Consider the following 18,334-nt stretch of genomic DNA (forward strand, 5'->3'; position numbering starts at 1 on the left):
CATTCGCTTAAGTACATTTTATCCCGCATTAACGGGCAGTAAAACCCCCACCTCAAGATTGAGAGAGAAGCGAAGAAGATAGGTGGGGGATAACTGCCCGTAAAAGCCCGATTGGTTCAACTAACCATCAGTGGGGGATGAAAAACTCCCCCCACTGATGGAAGTTTCACTTTATCCGTTCGATCTAATTCAAAAGGAAGGCGAGCAATTAGTTCTAAGCTATCGCCATCAGGATCATCGAAATATACAGAGGCATGTGCTTGATTTGGGAATACAATTGGTTCGATAGGCTCCATTCCAAAATCTTTCCGTGCTTGAATTCCTTTTCCTTTTAACCACTCCATCGCATGTTCTAAATCATGTAAATCTACTTGAAAGGCGATATGTCTAAGAGAAGGGTGGTACTTTGTTTGGTATTCACTTCCTTCCCAAAGACCTAACCAGCTCTGTCCTTCTATAATCCAGAAGAAAGCTACTGTTTCATGTTTTTTATATAGTTTTAAACCTAATGATTCATAAAAAGCAATAGATATTTCTAGATTACTGACAGGAAGATGTGCTTCGTATAGTCCTTTTATCATGACAATGGCTCCTTTTTCGTTTTGTAGACTATTTTTTCTGAATTATATGATAACATAAAGAGGAAGGGGGATACAGAAAATGGAACATTTAAAAATTGGAGATATACAAGTAACATGGCTGCGAGGAGGAAATACACATTTAGACGGCGGGGCAATGTTTGGCGTTGTACCGAAAATACTTTGGTCACGCAAATATAGCCATAATGATAAAAATCAAATTTATTTACGAACAGATCCATTGCTGCTGCAAACAAAAGATGGAAATATGCTTATCGATTCAGGGATGGGTAACAACAAGATGAATGAGAAAATGAAGCGAAATCAAGGGGTGACAGAAGAGTCATCTGTTGAACAATCGCTCGCTCAGCTTGGGCTAAAAGCAGATGATATTCAGTATGTATTAATGACGCATCTTCATTTTGATCATGCATCTGGTTTAACGAAATGGGAAGGTGAAAAGCTTGTTCCGGCGTTTCCGAATGCAAAAATATATGTATCACAAACAGAATGGGATGAAATGAGAAATCCGAATATCCGCTCACGTAATACATATTGGAAAGAAAATTGGGAGCCAATTGTGCATCAAGTCCAAACATTTACAGAAGAAGTGCGCATTACAGATGAAATTCGAATGGTTCATACAGGTGGTCATAGTGATGGACATGCTGTTGTCGTTGCACAAAGTAAAGATGAAACATTACTTCACTTAGCGGATTTACTGCCAACACATGCACATCAAAATGTACTGTGGGTCATGGCGTATGATGATTATCCGATGACATCCATTGAAAATAAACAAAAGTGGATGAAGTACGGTATAGAGCAAAATGTGTGGTTTACGTTCTATCATGATGCTTATTACCGTGCGGTGAAATGGGATGAAGAAGGGCATATGGTAGAAAAGTTAGAACGAAAAGAAATAGAAGTGACGAGTGAAGTGTAACGAAAGGTTGTTAATCATTAAGTACTATATAAATCCAAGTTGAAAAACGAACTTTTTTTTAGGGTTGGCGAGAGGGTCTGGCCATGCATAGAAGCGGTCAGGGCCTTTTTCTGCCACGTACAAGGATTAAAACAAAGGAAGACTGCATAGGCCGCTTATATGACAAAAAATTAACATAGATTTATATAGTTAGCGTATTTAATATTGTAAATCATGATGCGAGGAGATTCAAAATGAAGGGGTTTTTTATCGAGAAATGTATAGAATTCTGCATTTGTATCCTTGTTATTATAGCTATTAGTTATGTACCATCTGTTTTTTGGGGGAATACGTCCCTTAGTTTTACTACCTTTTTACAAAGACTGTTTATAGCAGGGCCTGCTATTCATAACAACCCTATGGTTATACGCCAAGTTCCGTTTTGGGACGTAATTTGGGAGCCGTATATGTATTCCGGTATTATTTTACTAGCATCTACTGTTTTAACAGTTGTGATGGCTACCGGTTTTTCTTTTGGATACGTACTTTCTTCTTTGAAAGTGAAAAAAGCAATTGAACGATGTTTAGTGTTAATTGAATCAATTCCTGATTTGTTATTAATCTTTATGCTGCAACTATTGTTTGTTTGGCTATATAAACAAACAGGAGTTAATTTCGTAAATATTTACGCATTCGGTAGTAAACAAGCTTATTTCTTACCAATTGTGACGATGAGCCTTGTACCTGCTCTTCACTTTTTCCGGATTATGGTTTTATTTTTAGTAGAAGAACAACATAAACCTTATGTAGAATTTGCAAGGGCAAAGGGCCTAAGCAGAAAATATATTTTATTTGTTCATTTATTTCGTAATGTAATCTATCATCTATTCAACCATTTACAATCTACTTTTCTATTCATGATTTCAAGTCTGCTACTTGTAGAAGCTGCTTTCAATATAAATGGATATATGTCTTTCATTTTAAAACCATTAGCATTACAGCCTGTCACGTTTGCGTGGTGGATTTTTTTGTTATTCATTCCATTTTACACCATGTTCACTCTTGCTCAATTTCAAATAAAACGTATGACAGGAGGACTTGCAAATGAAAAATAGCATGTTCCGTTCGAAACGTTTTTGGATCGGCCTTTCTTTTTTCAGCGGAATTGTGTTAGCTAGTTTTTTATTCACATGGTATGGAAAAGATCTGTATTCTCAGACGCAAGTATTAATAAAAGATACTGACGGTAACGTTTCGCATGGTGCACCGTTTAACCCTTTATTGATGCCGCCTTTTGGATCAGATCGAAGTGGATATAACCTATTCTTTAAACTTATTATTGGCGCAAAATTTACGATTTTATTTGTATTTGGAATTTGTTTGATTCAGCTTGTACTTGGGACATTATTAGGAAGTCTCCTAGCATATACACCACCTTTAGTACAAAAGTTCATTGAAAAAGTATGTAAGGTGTATTTCTATGTTCCGACAGTTGTTTTAGTTTATTTGTTCATGATGCCGCTAATGGTCCAAAGCGAGCATACAGGTTTTCAGGAATCTATTGTTATTAAGCAATTTCTAATTCTTTGTATTCTTACATTGCCAAATCTCATTCTTTACATTAGCCAAGAGATTAACCTTTTTATGAAAAAAGACTATATAACAAGTTCCATTGTGCTCGGTGCTCGAAAATTTTATGTGTTTCGAAAACATATTTGGCTCTCTTTGAAAGAAATTCTCGTCATTCTTTTTCTTCAACAAGCAGTTCAATTATTTACGCTGCTCATACATATGGCCTTTTTTAAAGTATTAATTGGTGGAAGAAAAATGGTGCAGGATCCTTTCGGAGGTCCCTCTACTGCATTTTCCCTTACAAATGAGTGGTCGGGATTAATAGGATTGAACAAAAATGAATTGTTAACAGCGCCGTGGATTATATTGGCACCGTTAGTAGCTTTTACAATATCGATTTTTGTTTTAAATTTTATGATTCAAGGAATAAAAGAGCAGTACAATACAAGGTTTATGCCTATTCCACAGAAAAACCAAGATTCATCAGTGGAGGAAAAGAAAACAGTGATGTCTGCAGAAAACTTTCGATTTGCGAATATGAAGCCACTGTACAAAGGAAAAGATCGTTCATATGAGTAAAAGTATCGGTCTATGTTGACTGATACTTTTTCATGTTTTGAATAAATGTCTGAAAATATAGACATTTCGGCGTAAATGTTTTATAGTAGTTAATACAATAACTACTATCAAGGGGGATTTATGGAAGAGAAAGCAATTACCGAATTGCAAAAACATGGATTTTCAAAGTATGAGTGTAAGGCTTACATAGGTTTATTAAAATCACCCGCCATCACTGGTTATGAATTAAGTAAGCGTTCTGGTGTTCCGCGCTCTATGATTTATGAGGTATTAGGAAAATTGCTTGATAAAGGAGCGATTCAAACGGTTCCTTCTGATCCGATTGTTTATAAGCCTGTTGAACCGAAGCTGTTGCTTGCTCGTCTGAAAGAAGAGATGGATGCGTCATTAGAAATGTTAGAATCATCTCTTACGACGTTAGAAAGTGATCAAAAGATAGATGTTGTAACGAGAATTGTTCAGTATGAACATATTGTTCAAGAAATGCTTTCGATGATTCGAGATGCAAACAAAGAACTTTGGTTATCGATTTGGTCTCCTATTGTGAAAGACATTGAAAAAGCTGTTCGAGAGAAAGAAGGATCAATCCCAATTTTTACAGTTTTATTTGGAGCAGAAGATAAGACGCTAGGGCACACGTATCATCACAACTATATGGCACCGGACATTGTTAGTAAACGGATGGGTGGGTATTTGACGATTCTCGTTCGAGATGAAGAAGAAGCTTTAATTGCTAAGTTTAGTGACAGAGGTTCAGAATGGGCTGTGAAGTCAACCGATCCTGCGCTCGTTCTAATTGCTACCGAATACATTCGGCACGACATTATGGTAGAAGAAATTACAACTGCGTTCGGTCCTGAAAAGCTTGATAGTCTATGGAAGACAAGAGAAGATTTAATTCATGTCATGACAGGAAAAAACAGCTTCGTATAAAGCTGTTTTTTTAGCACAAAACAATAGTCGTTATAACTATGACTACTTTAGGGGGAGTTATATGTATGCAAAATTAAAATTTGCCATTTCCATGGCTATATTTGGTTCAATCGGTTTATTTTCAATAAAGACGGGTCTCCCATCAATTGAATTGGTTTTTGTGCGTTGCCTCTGTGCAAGTATTCTATTAGGGGGGATATGGTTTTTTCGCACATTCACAACAAAACAGCAGCATGAAAACTTTATTCCACGCCGGGAGTATGTACTTGCTTTACTATGTGGTCTATTCCTTATTATAAACTGGGTCTTTTTTTTTCGCTCCATTGAAGTCATGCCCATTACTGTAGCGATATCGATTTATCATTTAGCACCTGTTATTGTACTTCTTTTCGGTTCTGTTATCTTTAAAGAAAAAATAACAGGAACAGGATTGTTCTTTTTCTTTATTTGCTTTATAGGCACATTGTTAGTTGGAGGGATTCATCAACATACAAGCGTTTCAGAATTTTTATCTACAGGTGTACTGTGGGCGTTTGCTGCAGCATTATTCTACGCACTTACTTCCATCACAGGAAAGGGAATTCAAACACTTAGCCCGTTGTTAACGACGGTTATTCAAACGAGTCTCGGTGTAATCTTATTGATTCCATTTGTGGATTGGTCAAAATTTATGCATCTTACCGCTGAAAATTGGTTTTATATCCTTGTTACAGGATTTATTCATACAGGATTTGTGTTTTATTTGTTCTTTAGTAGTTTACGAGAATTAAAGGCTCAAACAATTGCTATTTTAGTCTTTGTTGATCCGATAGTCGCAATCTTACTGGATGTTACGATTTTACATTACCGTCCTGATCTGTATCAGCTTCTTGGTATTTTTCTAGTGTTTGCGGGGATGAGTTATTCTCCGAAAAAAGAACGACAATTAGCGAAAGCTTAAATTTTATATGTGTAAAATCTGTTCAGAGTTTGTTTATCAAGGATTGTTTATATATAAATACGAGTTAAAACTCTTTCTTAACGAAGCATTTGATGAACAAGTCAAATGCTATTTGTTTATCTGTTTTTAACTATCAAAGCGAATTGTAGTTGTCTTTATTTGTCGAAAGATTCACCTGTAAAGTGTTCTGAAAATTGTTATAATAATCCCCAAGTTATCTTGTTTTTAAAGGAAGATAGCTTAAAAAATGAAAGCGTTTTAATGAATAGGGGGGAAGATGTCGTGTATATGACTATTGGGAAACTACTGGAATTAACGACTGGAAATTACCCGAATAAGGAAGCGATTGTTGAGCCTGAAAAACAGATTTGCTGGACGTATGCAGAGTGGAATGAACAGGTAAATAAACTCGCTCATGCGTTTCAACAAAGCGGAATCCGAAAAGGCGACTGCGTTTCGACATTTCTTTTTAATGGCAGCGCGCTGGCGACAACGTATTTTGCTTGTGCAAAAATAGGAGCTATATTTAATCCCATCAACTTTCGATTAAAACCACAAGAACTTACCTATATATTAGAAGATGCTTCTCCTAAAATCGTACTTTTTGAACAGCAACTATCCTCCCAAGTACAAAGCATTCATACACAATTTCCTCACATTCAGTTCTGGTACATCAATCAAGATCAGCCATCATTTGCTATTTCTTATGAAGAAAAAATAGCAAATGCTACGCCGCATTTCGAAAAAATAGAAGTAAAAGAGGATGACATTTGTTCCATTATGTATACAAGCGGAACGACAGGGCATCCAAAAGGTGTGCTCCATCGCCACCGGGAAATTCTTGATCAAAGCTTAATGGGCGTTGCTTATTTACATTACACGGAAAATAGCCGCGGCCTTGTGACAGCGCCGATGTTTCATTGTGCCGAGCTTCATTGTTGTTTTATTCCGAGGGTACATAGCGGTGCGACAAATATCATTCTTCATCATTTTGATGCAAAGCTTGTCTTGGAGACAATTCAAAATGAAAAGGTGACGGTTATGTTTGCGGCACCGACGATGTGGAATATGCTGCTGCAGGAAGATTTAGCGCAGTATGATTTATCATCGCTTCAATACGGTCTATACGGAGCTGCTTCGATGGCACCTGCACTTGTCAAAGCTTGCGATGAAAAGCTGAAGGTTTCGCTCGTACAAGCTTACGGAATGACGGAGATGGGACCAGCCGTTGCATTTTTAAGGGAGCATGAGCAGCTTTCGAAAGTTGGTTCAGCAGGAAAGGCTGGGTATAATCATGAAATTCGCATTGTTCGTCCGAGCGATGATGGACCGTCTGAGCCGGATGATGTGTTACCTCCATATGAAATTGGAGAAATTATTATGAGAGGCCCATGTGTGATGGCGGGGTATCACAACAAGCAAGAAGCGACGGAAAAGGCTTTATATAAAGGATGGTATCATTCAGGAGATTTAGGCTATGTAGATAAAGATGGATATTTATATGTAGCCGATCGCGTTGATGATATGGTCGTAAGCGGCGGAGAGAATATATACCCACGCGAGGTAGAGGACTTTTTGTACACGTATGAAGGTGTGTTAGATGTTGCGGTATTGGGGGAGAAGGATGACCTGTGGGGGCAGCGCGTCGTTGCGTACGTTGTTTCAAAAGACGGGTCGCTTACAGAAGAAATGCTCGATGAATATTGTAAACAAAGCGATAAACTCGCTGATTATAAACGCCCACGTAGGTATGTATTTACCGAGCAGCTGCCGAGAAATGCGAGCGGGAAAATTCAAAAGTTTATTTTACGTAATCAAGGGACAGAGGTGAAAAAAATACGATGAAGCATGCCTATTTAGAGGAGGAGCATCACATTTTCCGTGAGGCTTTCCGTAAATTTTTAGAAAAGGAAGCGTATCCGCACTATAACCAATGGGAGAAAGACGGTATCATTCCGCGGTCTCTCTGGAGAAAGATGGGGGAAAACGGGTTTCTTTGTCCAATGGTAGAAGAGAGGTACGGCGGAGCTGAAGCTGATTTCGGATACTCTGTAGTAATTAATGAAGAGCTAGAAAAGGTTGGTTCAAGTTTAGTAGGAATCGGTTTACATAATGATATTGTCGTTCCGTATTTGACGGCATATGGAACAGAAGAACAAAAGAGGCGCTGGCTTCCAAAGTGTGTGAGCGGTGAATATATTACCGCCATTGCGATGACAGAACCGGGAGCAGGTTCTGATTTAGCTAGTATTCGTATGGCGGCACGCAAAGAAGGCGATCATTATGTAGTGAATGGTGAAAAAATATTTATTACAAACGGTATTCATGCGGATTTAGTCGTTGTTGTTTGTAAGACAGATACAACTGTAAAACCGGCGCATAAAGGGATTAGTTTACTCGTTTTAGAAAGAGGAATGGAAGGGTTCAAGAGAGGCAAAAAACTCGAAAAAGTTGGATTGCATAGCCAAGATACAGCCGAACTTATTTTTGAAGATGTGAAAGTTCCTGTTTCGAATTTGCTAGGAGAAGAAGGAAAAGGTTTCTACTATTTAATGGATAAATTACAGCAAGAACGCCTCATTGTTGCAATTGCGGCAATAACAGCAGCGGAAGTGATGCTGTGTTTAACAAAGGACTATGTAAAAGAACGAAAAGCATTTGGGAAGAGTATAAGTGATTTTCAAACTGTCCAATTTAGACTTGCCGAAATGTATACAGAAATTGAAATTGGCCGCACATTTGTGAATGAATGTATTACAGCGCATATGCAAGGCGAAAATATTGTGACGAAAGTGTCGATGGCAAAGTGGTGGATAACAGCTATTGCAAAGAAGGTGGCGGCAGAGTGTATGCAGCTGCACGGCGGGTATGGGTATATGGAAGAATACGAGATTGCAAGAAGATACCGAGACATTCCAGTAAGCGCTATTTATGCGGGGACAAATGAAGTTATGAAAAATATTATTGCGAAAAGTATGGGTTTGTAATGAAAGGGGAGGAAAATGATGATTCAAAATATTGCGGTGATCGGTGCTGGGATTATGGGAAGTGGTATTGTTCAGGCATTAGCGATGGGCGGAAAGTGCGTAAAAATGTATGATGTCTCAGAAGAAAGTATACAAAAAGCATATAAAGGGATTACAACAAGCCTAGAACGTTTTGTGAAGGCTGGGCGGATGAGCGAAGAAGAGAAAGAGCAAGTGCTTGCGAATATCATGTCTACTATAACGCTAGAAGAAGTATGTAAAGATGTAGAGCTTATTATTGAAGCTGCTCCTGAAAATTTGCAGTTGAAAAAAGAGATTTTTAAACAGCTAGATAGCTATGCTTCCGAGTCGACTATTCTTGCGACAAATACATCTGAATTAAGTGTAACGGCGATTGCAAGTGCGACAAATCGCTCAGAGAAAGTGTTAGGGATGCATTGGTTTAATCCAGCACCTGTTATGAAACTGATTGAAATTGTGAGAGGAGTTGATACAGCGGAACATACAATACAAATAGTGAAAGATTTAGCAGAAGAGATTGGAAAAGAAACCGTTGTTGTGAAAGACATGCAAGGGTTTGTTACCTCGAGGGCGGTTGCGGTGCATTTGTTAGAGTGTATGCGTATGTATGAAGAAGGGATAGGAAGTAAAGAGGAAATTGATAAGGCGATTAAACTTGGCTTGAACTATCCGATGGGGCCATTTGAGTTAGCGGATTATGTTGGGTTAGATACGATGCTATTTGCAAGTCAAGGCTTAAGTGAAGCGTTTGGTGATAGATTCCGTGCTCCGCAAACACTTGTAAAACTTGTAGAAGCAGGACATCTTGGAAGGAAAACAGGAAAAGGGTTCTATCATTATGAAAAAGGGAAAGTAGGAGAGAGAATATGAACCGAGAAGTTGTAATTGTTGAAGCGGTACGTACGCCAGTTGGAAAAAGAAACGGTGCGTTTCGTGAACTCCATCCAGTGCAACTTGCAGCAGTTGCACTGAATGAAGTGACAAAGCGTGCAAATATAGAAAAAGAAATGGTAGAAGATATTGTCATGGGCTGTGTGACACCAATTGCTGAGCAAGGTTTTAATATTGGTAGACTTTCTGCTTTAGAGGCAAATTTTCCAATTACAGTTCCTGCCGTAACAATTAACCGTCTTTGCGGTTCGGGGCAACAAGCGATCCATTTTGCGGCGCAAGAAATTAAATCTGGTGATATGGATATTACCATTGCTGCTGGTGTTGAGCATATGACAAAAGTACCAATTTTAAGTGATGGCAATGCGAATACAATTCCGAGTAGTCTTCATGCAAAATATGAATTTGTACATCAAGGTGTATCAGCAGAAATGATTGCTGAAAAATATGGAATTACAAGAGAGCAGCTAGATAACTATGCCTATGAAAGCCATCAGCGCGCACTACAGGCAATAGAAGCGGGATACTTTAAGCGGGAAATTGTCCCAGTAAATGGGATAGATAAAGAAGGCAATGCAATACTTGTTATAAATGATGAAGGACCAAGAGCAGACACTTCTCTTGAAGCATTAGCCAATTTAAAAACTGTATTTAAAGAGGACGGATCGATTACAGCAGGGAATGCGAGTCAAATTAGTGACGGAGCAGCGGCTATTTTGTTAATGGATAGCGAAAAAGCGAAAGAATTAGGGCTGAAAGCGCGGGCGCGGATTGTGAATCAAGTTGTTGTTGGTTCAGATCCGACAATGATGCTGGACGGCGTCATTCCAGCGACAAAAAAAGTACTGCAAAAATCAAACTTAACAATTCATGATATGGACGTAGTAGAAATTAACGAAGCATTTGCTTCTGTTGTTCTTGCATGGCAAAAAGAACTGGAAGCAGATTTACATAAAGTAAATGTGAACGGCGGTGCCATCGCATTAGGACATCCGCTTGGAGCAACAGGCGTGAAATTGATGACATCCCTGCTTCATGAATTAGAAAGAAGAAACGGAAAATACGGCTTACTTACGATTTGTATCGGACATGGGATGTCAACGGCTACAATTATTGAAAGAATATAACCGTAGATTCATGTCGTATATTGTAAACTTGCCAATATATAAAGACTTTCCGTTGATACATTGATGTTATAAGTAAAAGGGTGCAGAAATAAATCTGCACCCTTTCTATATAAATCCATTTTGATTTTTTGACAGATAGATTGCTGTTATGTAGAAACAAAAGGAGTCTGCTACTTGCTTTCTCCTTTTGTTTGAACTTCGCATGTGGCAGAAAAAGGCCCTGACCGCTTCTATGTATGGCCAGATGCTCTCGCCCATCTAAAAAGAAAGGTTTTATGCCGGTTTTTTAATTTGGATTTATATATTAAGCAACTTTTACTTCTAAGATTGTACCTGTTTTTGCATCTACTAAAAATTCAAATCGTTCTTGTACATCGTGTAATAATGTTGTAATACCGCCGCGGTATACATCGTAAGTAACATCATATTTTTCAAACGTCTCGGGAACCATATGTACCCAAGAACCTGTAATTTCACCCTTATGACTTAATGCTTGTTTCACCATTCTTAATGCTTTTTCAGAAGAAATGTGGGACTGTTCTTGTACTTTGTTTGCAACAACATACCCAGCTGCAAATCCTAAACCAACACCCGCTAATAAGCTTTTCCAGTTCATACATTCACCTCTACCTTATTAAAGTTTCTCCTTATAAGTATAAATCAAATTACATAAAAAAAGAAGAAACTAGAAAGATTTCGAAAATTTCGTTACAATGAAAAGAGTGATTCTATTACTGGATTGAAGGAAGGATACCGCGATGAATAAAGAGACAATGGAACTATTTCGTACGTTAACAGAGCTGCAAGGTGCTTCAGGATTTGAGCATGATGTGCGTCGCTTTATGAAGCAAGAACTGAGCAAATATTCAGATGAAATTGTACAAGATCGTTTAGGGAGTATCTTCGGTTTAAAGAAGGGTGACGAAAATGGCCCGCGTGTTCTTGTAGCTGGTCATATGGATGAAGTTGGCTTTATGGTAACGCAAATTACAAAAAACGGAATGGTTCGTTTTCAAACATTAGGTGGCTGGTGGAGCCAAGTATTACTAGCACAGCGTGTACAAATTATGACAGACAACGGTCCGATTATCGGGGTAGTAGGGTCTGTTCCTCCGCACTTATTAAGTGATGAACAACGTAACAGACCAATGGATATAAAAAACATGTTAATTGATATTGGTGCAGATAGCCGTGAAGAAGCACATGAAATTGGTGTGAAACCTGGTCAGCAAATTGTGCCAATTTGTCCGTTTACACCGATGGCAAATCCAAAAAAAATTATGGCAAAAGCTTGGGATAACCGTTATGGCTGCGGCCTTGCGATTGAGTTATTGAAAGAGTTAAAAGATGAAAAATTGCCAAATACACTATATTCTGGTGCAACTGTACAAGAAGAAGTTGGCCTTCGCGGTGCACAAACAGCTGCGAATATGATTCAGCCTGATATTTTCTACGCGTTAGATGCAGGACCAGCGAACGATGCATCAGGAGATAAAACACAGTTTGGTCAAATTGGAAAAGGTGCTGTACTTCGCTTGTATGATCGTTCTATGGTAACACACCGCGGCATTCGTGAATTTATTTTAGATACAGCGGAAACACATAACATTCCGTATCAATACTTCGTATCACAAGGCGGTACAGATGCAGGACGCATACATACAAGTAACTCTGGTGTACCATCTGCTGTGATTGGTGTATGTGCTCGTTACATTCATACACATGCTTCGATTTTACATATTGATGATTATGCAGCAGCGAAAGAATTGCTGATTCAATTAGTAAAAGCAACAGATAAAACAACATTTGAAACAATTAAAGAAAATGTTTAATATGGAAAGGCCGAATGCGGCCTTTTCTTTTTAAATTTTGAGGTGAAAACATGAAAGTAGCAGTTGGATCAAAAAACAAAGTGAAAGTAAATGCGGTTCAGCAAGTACTTACAGAAGCAGAAATTGTTTCATTGTCTGTCCCGTCTCATGTGTCAGCACAGCCATTTTCTGATGAAGAAACGCTGCAAGGTGCAAGTAACCGGGCAAAATTAGCATTAACAGAAGGAAAAGCGGATATTGGAATTGGTTTAGAAGGCGGCGTAATGCATACAGACCATGGCTTGTTTATGTGTAACTGGGGTGCTTTAGCAACGAAAGAAGGTAAGCTATTTACCGCAGGCGGAGCACGTATGAAATTGCCAGATGAGTTTATTCAGCCTCTTGAAGAAGGAAAAGAATTAAGTGAAGTGATGGAAGACTATACGAAGCAACGTGACATCCGCAGTAATGAAGGAGCAATCGGTATTTTTACAAACAATTATGTAGATCGGACGGACTTGTTTGTGCATGTTGTGAAGCTATTGGTTGGACAATATATGTATGACAGAAACAAAGCATAAACCTTGCACCGTACCTCATGTATGGTAGTATATAAATACAAATTAAAAAAACGACATAAAAACCCTCTTTCTTTGTTAAGTTGGCAAGAGCATCTGGCCATGTGTAGAAGCGGGCAGATCCTTTTTCTGCCACATGCTAGGATTAAAACAAAGGGAGCAAGCGAGTACAGGACATGTTTTAATGTGCATGGCAGCGACTTACATAAAGGAAGATTAAATTAGTAAATACATACTTCTTTTTAGGGAGGAAATATAAATGAAATCATTAGAAAGTATGGAGCAATTTCAAGAATTGAAAAACGAAGAGAAAGTGATCTTTTTATTCTCAGCAGATTGGTGTCCAGATTGCCGCTTTATCGATCCATTTATGCCAGAAGTGGAAGAAAAATATAGCGAGTTCTCTTTCTATTATGTAGACCGCGATGAGTACATCGATTTATGCATCAAATTAGACGTATTTGGTATTCCAAGCTTTGTCGCTTACAATAAGGGAGAAGAAATTGGCCGCTACGTAAACAAAGATCGTAAAACACAAGAGCAAATTGAAGAGTTCATTGAAGGTTTAAAATAAAGTGAAACTTCCATCAGTGGGGATTTTTTCATCTCCACTGATGGTTAGTTGAACCAATCGGGCTTTTACGGAAAGTTATCCCCCGCCTATCTTCTTTGAATCTTGAGTGGGGGTTACTGTCCGTTAATGCGGGGTAAGCTGTTTCCAGTTAATTAGAATGCGAAAAACAACCTCTATCTTCATATGTGGAGGTTGTTTTTTTCGGAAGGGAGGTAAACAATATGAAAATGACGAGTAAAAAGATGAAAGACGAATTAATGAAGCGCCTTGCAAGGGCAGAGTGGAGCTTTCAGTACGATAGTGAAAAGGAAACACTTCGCATTGAGCAAACAAATACGAAAAAGGGAATTACAGTTTCTCTTCCAGGTATTGTAGCGAAGTGGGAGGTAAAGAAAGAGAAGGCAATTGAAGAAGTTGTCTATTACGTAGAAGAAGCCCTCGTTGCGATGCATAAAGAAGTAGCGAGTACGGCGAAAATTTTGCCTGTTATCCGTTCAACTTCTTTTCCGAAAGAAGCAGAAAAAGGAAATCCGTTTGTCATGACGGAACATACAGCAGAAACACGTATTTACTATGCATTAGATTCAGATAAAACATACCGCCTTATTGATCAGCGTTTGCTGGAGCAAATCGGGATGACAGAAGAACAAGTGCGTGAAATGGCATTGTTCAATGTGCGCTCTTTACGCACTGATTTTAAACGAGATGAGGTCGCTGGAAATACGTTTTATTTCTTAAATACAAATGACGGGTATGATGCAAGCCGTATTTTAAACGATTCATTATTACGAGAGATGCGTAAACAAATTTCAGGTGATATGGTTGTTGCGGTTCCGCACCAAGATGTATTAATTGTTGCTGATATCGTGGACAAAATCGGTTATGATATTATTGCACAAATGACAATGAAGTTTTTTGCAGAAGGTCATGTTCCGATTACATCACTTTCATTCGTATATGAAGATGGTAATTTCGAACCAATCTTTATTTTGGCGAAAAATCGGAAGGAACGAAGTGAAAAAGAGAAAGGATGAACAAAGTGAACGTTTTTTATAACCTTGAAGGTATTGGGGATACACTAATTGTTGCCCTGCAAGATATTACATTAGAAAATCGCACATTTGAACGTATTGGAGATGTAGCACGCGTTTTCGATCGCGAAAGCAATGTAACAGCAGGATTTAACATTTTTAATGCTTCTTCTTATATGGAAATAACAGAAACAGGTAATCTTACATTAACGAAAGAGCTTGTTGAAAAGATCAATGAAATTTTAGCGAAGAACGATTTTACAGAAAAAGTAGAAGCGGATCTTTCTCCAAAATTTGTTGTTGGTTACGTAGCAGAAAAAGAAAAGCATCCAAATGCGGATAAATTAAATGTGTGTAAAGTAGAAGTTGGTACAGAAACATTACAAATCGTATGCGGTGCACCAAACGTTGATGCAGGCCAAAAAGTAGTTGTTGCGAAAATCGGTGCAGTAATGCCAAGTGGTATGTTAATTAAACCAGCAGAGCTTCGCGGTATTCCATCTTCCGGCATGATTTGCTCAGCACGTGAATTAGAGCTTCCAGATGCTCCGCAAGAAAAAGGAATTCTTGTACTTGAAGACAGCTACGAAGTTGGACAAGAGTTTAAGTTTTAAATATATGATTGTAAAAAATAGAGCTGACTACAAAAGGCACGTAAGTACCTTTTGTGGTTAGCTTTTCTTTTTGTATATCCATCGATATATTGGCGATTCTCACAATATATCGACCATTCTTTAAAATATATCGGCGATTCGACGCAATATAAAGACTCTTTAACAATGTTCGACACGCTTTACAACCGCGATACACAAATATGGGAGAGTGACTTTAATCCTAAACGTAAACATATGGAGAAAGCTTGTACGCAAATGTATTGAAAAGGTCCGGGAGACGGACTTTTTCTTATGTATAGGCTCTTTTTTTGGAATATATACATCCATTTGGATTTTTTAACAGATAAGTTACTTCCATGCATGTCCAGATGCTCTCGCTCATCCTAAAAAGAAAAGGGTTTTTGTTTTATTCAGGAAAATAATTGTATTTCTAGATTAAATTAGGTAAAATCTAGAAAAATATGAAAAGAGGTATACTGTATGATGCAGCATCCAAAAGTTTACGAACTGTTTCAACTCATTCAAACTTCTCGTATTCATGATATTGAATTGCAAGCGTTAGAAATTTACCTATTTCATAAACAAGAATTTGAAGGTGGGCAAATTGGTTACCGGTATGATAAGAAAGGAAATTCATTAGTAGGAGCAAGAGAAGGAAATTGGCAAGAAAGCTGGTTTGTGATTGGGTATGATACGGATCTTGGTGATCCTGTTTTTGTAGATATACAGAATTTACATGTGTATACTGCAGAGCGGGGGATGAGTACTTGGAATCCTGCTTGTATTGCGAATCATGTAGAGGAAATCATAGAGCAAATAAGAAATTCTTTTCATAGATAGGAAGATAATATGAAGTACATAAAAAAGGTTTTTGTAATGATGATAGCTGCACTTTGTATGATAGGATGTACGAAGGAAGCTGCTAAAACATCAACTAAGCAAGAGGAAAAGAAGTCTCCTCATGTTGAAAATCCTGTACAAAACAATGAAACGAAAGCTGAGCAAGTGAAAGAAGAGCCAGCACCTGCTCCTGCCAGGGAAAAAACAAAGTTCATTGTATGTATTGATCCAGGTCATCAACGAAAAGCGAATTTGGAATTAGAGCCAATTGGCCCAGGGGCAACGAAACAAAAGTATAAAGTAACAGATGGAACGACAGGAGTTGTAACGAAAAAACGAGAGTACGAACTAAACCTAGAAGCTGCTGTTCTATTAAAAGAGATGTTAGAGGCAAAAGGCATTGAAGTGGTCATGACAAGAACGACGCACGATGTGGATATAAGTAATAAAGAACGGGCAGCAATTGCTAATGAGCATCATGCGAATTTGTTTTTACGAATTCATGCAGATGGTTCGGAAAGTGCAGCAGAAAAGGGGTTTGCAGTGTTAACGCCGTCAAGAGAGAATGCTTTTACAAAAAACATTTATCGAGAGAGTTTAACCGCTTCTGAGTTCATTGTGAATAAAGTGAAGGAAAATAGCAATATACAAGTAAATGGAATTAAATTTCGTGATGATTTGTCTGGGTTTAACTGGGCTGAGGTACCAGGAGTTTTGTTAGAACTAGGGTTTATGTCAAATCCGGAAGAAGATAGAAAACTATCAGATGTGAATTATTTACGTTCTTTGCTGCAAAGTGTGGCAGATAGTGTTGAGAGTTATCGAGTGAGTAAAGGGTAAATTTTTTCTTAGCTCCATCTTATAGGAAAATGGGCAAGAAAACCCCACTTCAAGATCCAGAGGAGATAAGTGGCGGGAGTTTTCATATGGAGCAGTTTTTATTTAATAATGTTTTTTATTTTTCTGTAAATGAAATGAAAGTAATTTCATCTGCACTTTTTGCTGAATGCTGATACAATAAAGGGTGTTACTATTTAGTAGAAAGAGTGGTAAGCATGTTAGATTGGATGAAAAAGCTTTTTAAAAAAGAGGAAGAAAATGAAGCGCCAGCATTAAGAGCAATAGAAACACCTGCAGAGAAAAAAGTTACTTCTCAGATCCCTCGTGTAAACTACTACTCTAATAAACGACAAGATGAGCTGCAAACGTCCAAGTCATATTCGGGTGGTAAATTCCGTTTTCCGTTAATTCCTGATGATGGATTTGACGAGAGTACGCAGGAACCATTTCGTCTAGAAAAGCCAGCTATACAAGAAAGACCGATCAGAGAACAGCACCGATCAAGACGAGTAGAAGAAGTGCAAGAAATGACATATATGGAACCAAGTATTGAGAAGGTAAAATCTACTTCTAGAGATGAAAGTAATCGAAGACCGTTCCGTCCATCAGAAATGGTTTCGCCCATTTTTGGATATAACCGTCCAGAACCAAGACAAAAAGCAAATGAGGAAAGTAACCAACAGCAGCAAGAAGATATTGAAATATCAATGGAGGGAAAATCAGTTGTTGATGCGTGGTTAGAGAAGAATGGCTATATAAGTTCGGGTTTATCACAAGATGGATTAACAGAACAAAATCAAGCTGAACCTACCATTGTCAAAGCGGATGCAGAGCAAACAGAAAGTAGCAAATCGATTGTGGATACGTGGCTAGAGAAAAATGGAGCAACGTTACATAACCATGAAGAAGAACAGCTGGATATGTCTGAAGATGTTATCGTACGAAATGAAGATTTTACTCAGCAAATTCATATATTTGAAAGTGAAGGACAAAAACCTACTGTTATAGAGACAAGCTTTGAAATGAATGAAGAAATTGAGAGAATAGAAGAGTCTGTTACTGAAGAAGTAATGAGCGAAGTATCTTTCATAACAGAAGAACCAGTTATGGAAGAAGCGCCAGTGGAAGCAGAGGAATCTGCGGAGATGGAAGAGCCAACTGAAGAGAAATTACTGGAAGAAGTAATGAGTGAAGTATCTTTCATAACAGAAGAACCAGTTATGGAAGAAGCGCCAGTGGAAGCAGAGGAATCTGCGGAGATGGAAGAGCCAACTGAAGAGGAATTACTGGAAGAAGTAATGAGTGAAGTATCTTTCATAACAGAAGAACCAGTTATGGAAGAAGCGCCAGCGGAAGCAGAGGAATCAGCAGAGATAGAAAAGTCAACTGAAGAAGAATTACTGGAAGAAGTAATGAGTGAAGTATCTTTCATAACAGAAGAACCAGTTATGGAAGAAGCGCCAGTGGAAGCAGAGGAATCTGCGGAGATGGAA

18 protein-coding genes and 1 pseudogene are annotated in these 18,334 nt (G+C 38.2%); 17 read left to right on the forward strand and 2 right to left on the reverse strand.

The annotated features are described in order from the left end of the window. Positions 1-116: 116 nt before the first annotated feature. Entirely contained in the window at positions 117-581 is a 465-nt protein-coding gene (locus ACIGHG_RS15350; RefSeq protein WP_336470916.1) for a VOC family protein, read from the reverse strand. 79 nt (positions 582-660) lie between these two features. Here ACIGHG_RS15350 and ACIGHG_RS15355 point away from each other — a divergent pair, with 79 nt between their 5' ends. The 9 genes from ACIGHG_RS15355 (at position 661) to ACIGHG_RS15395 (ending at position 10,553) form a co-directional block, all read left to right on the forward strand. Next, positions 661-1,524 (forward strand): YtnP family quorum-quenching lactonase, encoded by an 864-nt coding sequence (locus tag ACIGHG_RS15355; protein ID WP_396549240.1) that lies wholly within the window; start codon positions 661-663, stop codon positions 1,522-1,524. Between the two features lie 233 nt (positions 1,525-1,757). Continuing rightward, positions 1,758-2,618, forward strand: a complete 861-nt coding sequence (locus ACIGHG_RS15360; protein WP_396549242.1) for an ABC transporter permease subunit — start codon at positions 1,758-1,760, stop codon at positions 2,616-2,618. Then, entirely contained in the window at positions 2,608-3,654 is a 1,047-nt protein-coding gene (locus ACIGHG_RS15365; RefSeq protein ID WP_336470919.1) for an ABC transporter permease subunit, read from the forward strand. The genes ACIGHG_RS15360 and ACIGHG_RS15365 overlap by 11 nt, the downstream gene beginning before the upstream one ends. A gap of 120 nt (positions 3,655-3,774) precedes the next feature. Continuing rightward, entirely contained in the window at positions 3,775-4,587 is an 813-nt protein-coding gene (locus ACIGHG_RS15370) for a TrmB family transcriptional regulator (RefSeq protein WP_336470920.1), read from the forward strand. A gap of 61 nt (positions 4,588-4,648) precedes the next feature. Then, entirely contained in the window at positions 4,649-5,527 is an 879-nt protein-coding gene (locus tag ACIGHG_RS15375; RefSeq protein WP_396549244.1) for a DMT family transporter, read from the forward strand. Between the two features lie 282 nt (positions 5,528-5,809). Next, a complete protein-coding gene (locus ACIGHG_RS15380; protein ID WP_336470922.1) occupies positions 5,810-7,372 on the forward strand; it encodes a fatty acid--CoA ligase in 1,563 nt (520 codons plus the stop codon). Continuing rightward, on the forward strand, positions 7,369-8,514 hold the full coding sequence (locus tag ACIGHG_RS15385) for an acyl-CoA dehydrogenase family protein (protein ID WP_396549247.1): 1,146 nt from the start codon (positions 7,369-7,371) through the stop codon (positions 8,512-8,514). Before ACIGHG_RS15380 ends, ACIGHG_RS15385 begins: the two co-directional genes overlap by 4 nt. 18 nt (positions 8,515-8,532) lie before the next feature. Beyond that, on the forward strand, positions 8,533-9,405 hold the full coding sequence (locus tag ACIGHG_RS15390; protein WP_336471398.1) for a 3-hydroxyacyl-CoA dehydrogenase family protein: 873 nt from the start codon (positions 8,533-8,535) through the stop codon (positions 9,403-9,405). Then, a complete protein-coding gene (locus ACIGHG_RS15395; protein WP_336470924.1) occupies positions 9,402-10,553 on the forward strand; it encodes a thiolase family protein in 1,152 nt (383 codons plus the stop codon). Before ACIGHG_RS15390 ends, ACIGHG_RS15395 begins: the two co-directional genes overlap by 4 nt. Before the next feature lie 304 nt (positions 10,554-10,857). On the opposite strand, the gene ACIGHG_RS15400 is transcribed toward ACIGHG_RS15395, so the two are convergent. Then, on the reverse strand, positions 10,858-11,169 hold the full coding sequence (locus ACIGHG_RS15400) for a PepSY domain-containing protein (RefSeq protein ID WP_336470925.1): 312 nt from the start codon (positions 11,167-11,169) through the stop codon (positions 10,858-10,860). A gap of 142 nt (positions 11,170-11,311) precedes the next feature. On the opposite strand from ACIGHG_RS15400, the gene ACIGHG_RS15405 reads away from it, so the two are divergent. The 8 genes and pseudogenes from ACIGHG_RS15405 to ACIGHG_RS15440 form a co-directional block, all read left to right on the forward strand. Continuing rightward, positions 11,312-12,385, forward strand: a complete 1,074-nt coding sequence (locus tag ACIGHG_RS15405) for a M42 family metallopeptidase (RefSeq protein WP_396549249.1) — start codon at positions 11,312-11,314, stop codon at positions 12,383-12,385. 50 nt (positions 12,386-12,435) lie between these two features. Then, a complete protein-coding gene (locus tag ACIGHG_RS15410) occupies positions 12,436-12,945 on the forward strand; it encodes a DUF84 family protein (RefSeq protein ID WP_336470926.1) in 510 nt (169 codons plus the stop codon). 256 nt (positions 12,946-13,201) lie between these two features. Further along, on the forward strand, positions 13,202-13,516 hold the full coding sequence (locus tag ACIGHG_RS15415; protein ID WP_090918897.1) for a thioredoxin family protein: 315 nt from the start codon (positions 13,202-13,204) through the stop codon (positions 13,514-13,516). A 221-nt stretch (positions 13,517-13,737) separates the two neighbouring features. Then, a complete protein-coding gene (locus ACIGHG_RS15420) occupies positions 13,738-14,550 on the forward strand; it encodes a DUF1444 domain-containing protein (protein WP_336470927.1) in 813 nt (270 codons plus the stop codon). Continuing rightward, entirely contained in the window at positions 14,547-15,161 is a 615-nt protein-coding gene (gene ytpR, locus ACIGHG_RS15425) for a YtpR family tRNA-binding protein (protein WP_090918901.1), read from the forward strand. The genes ACIGHG_RS15420 and ytpR overlap by 4 nt, the downstream gene beginning before the upstream one ends. A 480-nt stretch (positions 15,162-15,641) precedes the next feature. After that, positions 15,642-16,001 (forward strand): thiamine transporter, encoded by a 360-nt coding sequence (locus ACIGHG_RS15430; protein WP_336470928.1) that lies wholly within the window; start codon positions 15,642-15,644, stop codon positions 15,999-16,001. Between the two features lie 9 nt (positions 16,002-16,010). Continuing rightward, positions 16,011-16,841, forward strand: a complete 831-nt coding sequence (locus ACIGHG_RS15435; protein ID WP_336470929.1) for an N-acetylmuramoyl-L-alanine amidase family protein — start codon at positions 16,011-16,013, stop codon at positions 16,839-16,841. 215 nt (positions 16,842-17,056) lie between these two features. After that, positions 17,057-18,334 (forward strand): annotated as a pseudogene (locus tag ACIGHG_RS15440) (hypothetical protein); the annotation flags it as partial.

The sequence above is a fragment of the Bacillus sp. NPDC077411 genome, from assembly GCF_044543425.1.
Taxonomy (GTDB): Bacteria; Bacillota; Bacilli; order Bacillales; family Bacillaceae_G; genus Bacillus_A; species Bacillus_A bruguierae.

Excerpts from the sequence above, each read along its gene's own strand:
- ACIGHG_RS15350 (WP_336470916.1), bottom strand. The coding sequence starts at position 581 with ATGATAAAAGGACTATACGAAGCACATCTTCCTGTCAGTAATCTAGAA.
- ACIGHG_RS15355 (WP_396549240.1), top strand. The coding sequence starts at position 661 with ATGGAACATTTAAAAATTGGAGATATACAAGTAACATGGCTGCGAGGA.
- ACIGHG_RS15360 (WP_396549242.1), top strand. The coding sequence starts at position 1,758 with ATGAAGGGGTTTTTTATCGAGAAATGTATAGAATTCTGCATTTGTATC.
- ACIGHG_RS15365 (WP_336470919.1), top strand. The coding sequence starts at position 2,608 with ATGAAAAATAGCATGTTCCGTTCGAAACGTTTTTGGATCGGCCTTTCT.
- ACIGHG_RS15370 (WP_336470920.1), top strand. The coding sequence starts at position 3,775 with ATGGAAGAGAAAGCAATTACCGAATTGCAAAAACATGGATTTTCAAAG.
- ACIGHG_RS15375 (WP_396549244.1), top strand. The coding sequence starts at position 4,649 with ATGTATGCAAAATTAAAATTTGCCATTTCCATGGCTATATTTGGTTCA.
- ACIGHG_RS15385 (WP_396549247.1), top strand. The coding sequence starts at position 7,369 with ATGAAGCATGCCTATTTAGAGGAGGAGCATCACATTTTCCGTGAGGCT.
- ACIGHG_RS15390 (WP_336471398.1), top strand. The coding sequence starts at position 8,533 with ATGATTCAAAATATTGCGGTGATCGGTGCTGGGATTATGGGAAGTGGT.
- ACIGHG_RS15395 (WP_336470924.1), top strand. The coding sequence starts at position 9,402 with ATGAACCGAGAAGTTGTAATTGTTGAAGCGGTACGTACGCCAGTTGGA.
- ACIGHG_RS15400 (WP_336470925.1), bottom strand. The coding sequence starts at position 11,169 with ATGAACTGGAAAAGCTTATTAGCGGGTGTTGGTTTAGGATTTGCAGCT.
- ACIGHG_RS15405 (WP_396549249.1), top strand. The coding sequence starts at position 11,312 with ATGAATAAAGAGACAATGGAACTATTTCGTACGTTAACAGAGCTGCAA.
- ACIGHG_RS15410 (WP_336470926.1), top strand. The coding sequence starts at position 12,436 with ATGAAAGTAGCAGTTGGATCAAAAAACAAAGTGAAAGTAAATGCGGTT.
- ACIGHG_RS15415 (WP_090918897.1), top strand. The coding sequence starts at position 13,202 with ATGAAATCATTAGAAAGTATGGAGCAATTTCAAGAATTGAAAAACGAA.
- ACIGHG_RS15420 (WP_336470927.1), top strand. The coding sequence starts at position 13,738 with ATGAAAATGACGAGTAAAAAGATGAAAGACGAATTAATGAAGCGCCTT.
- ytpR (WP_090918901.1), top strand. The coding sequence starts at position 14,547 with ATGAACAAAGTGAACGTTTTTTATAACCTTGAAGGTATTGGGGATACA.
- ACIGHG_RS15430 (WP_336470928.1), top strand. The coding sequence starts at position 15,642 with ATGATGCAGCATCCAAAAGTTTACGAACTGTTTCAACTCATTCAAACT.
- ACIGHG_RS15435 (WP_336470929.1), top strand. The coding sequence starts at position 16,011 with ATGAAGTACATAAAAAAGGTTTTTGTAATGATGATAGCTGCACTTTGT.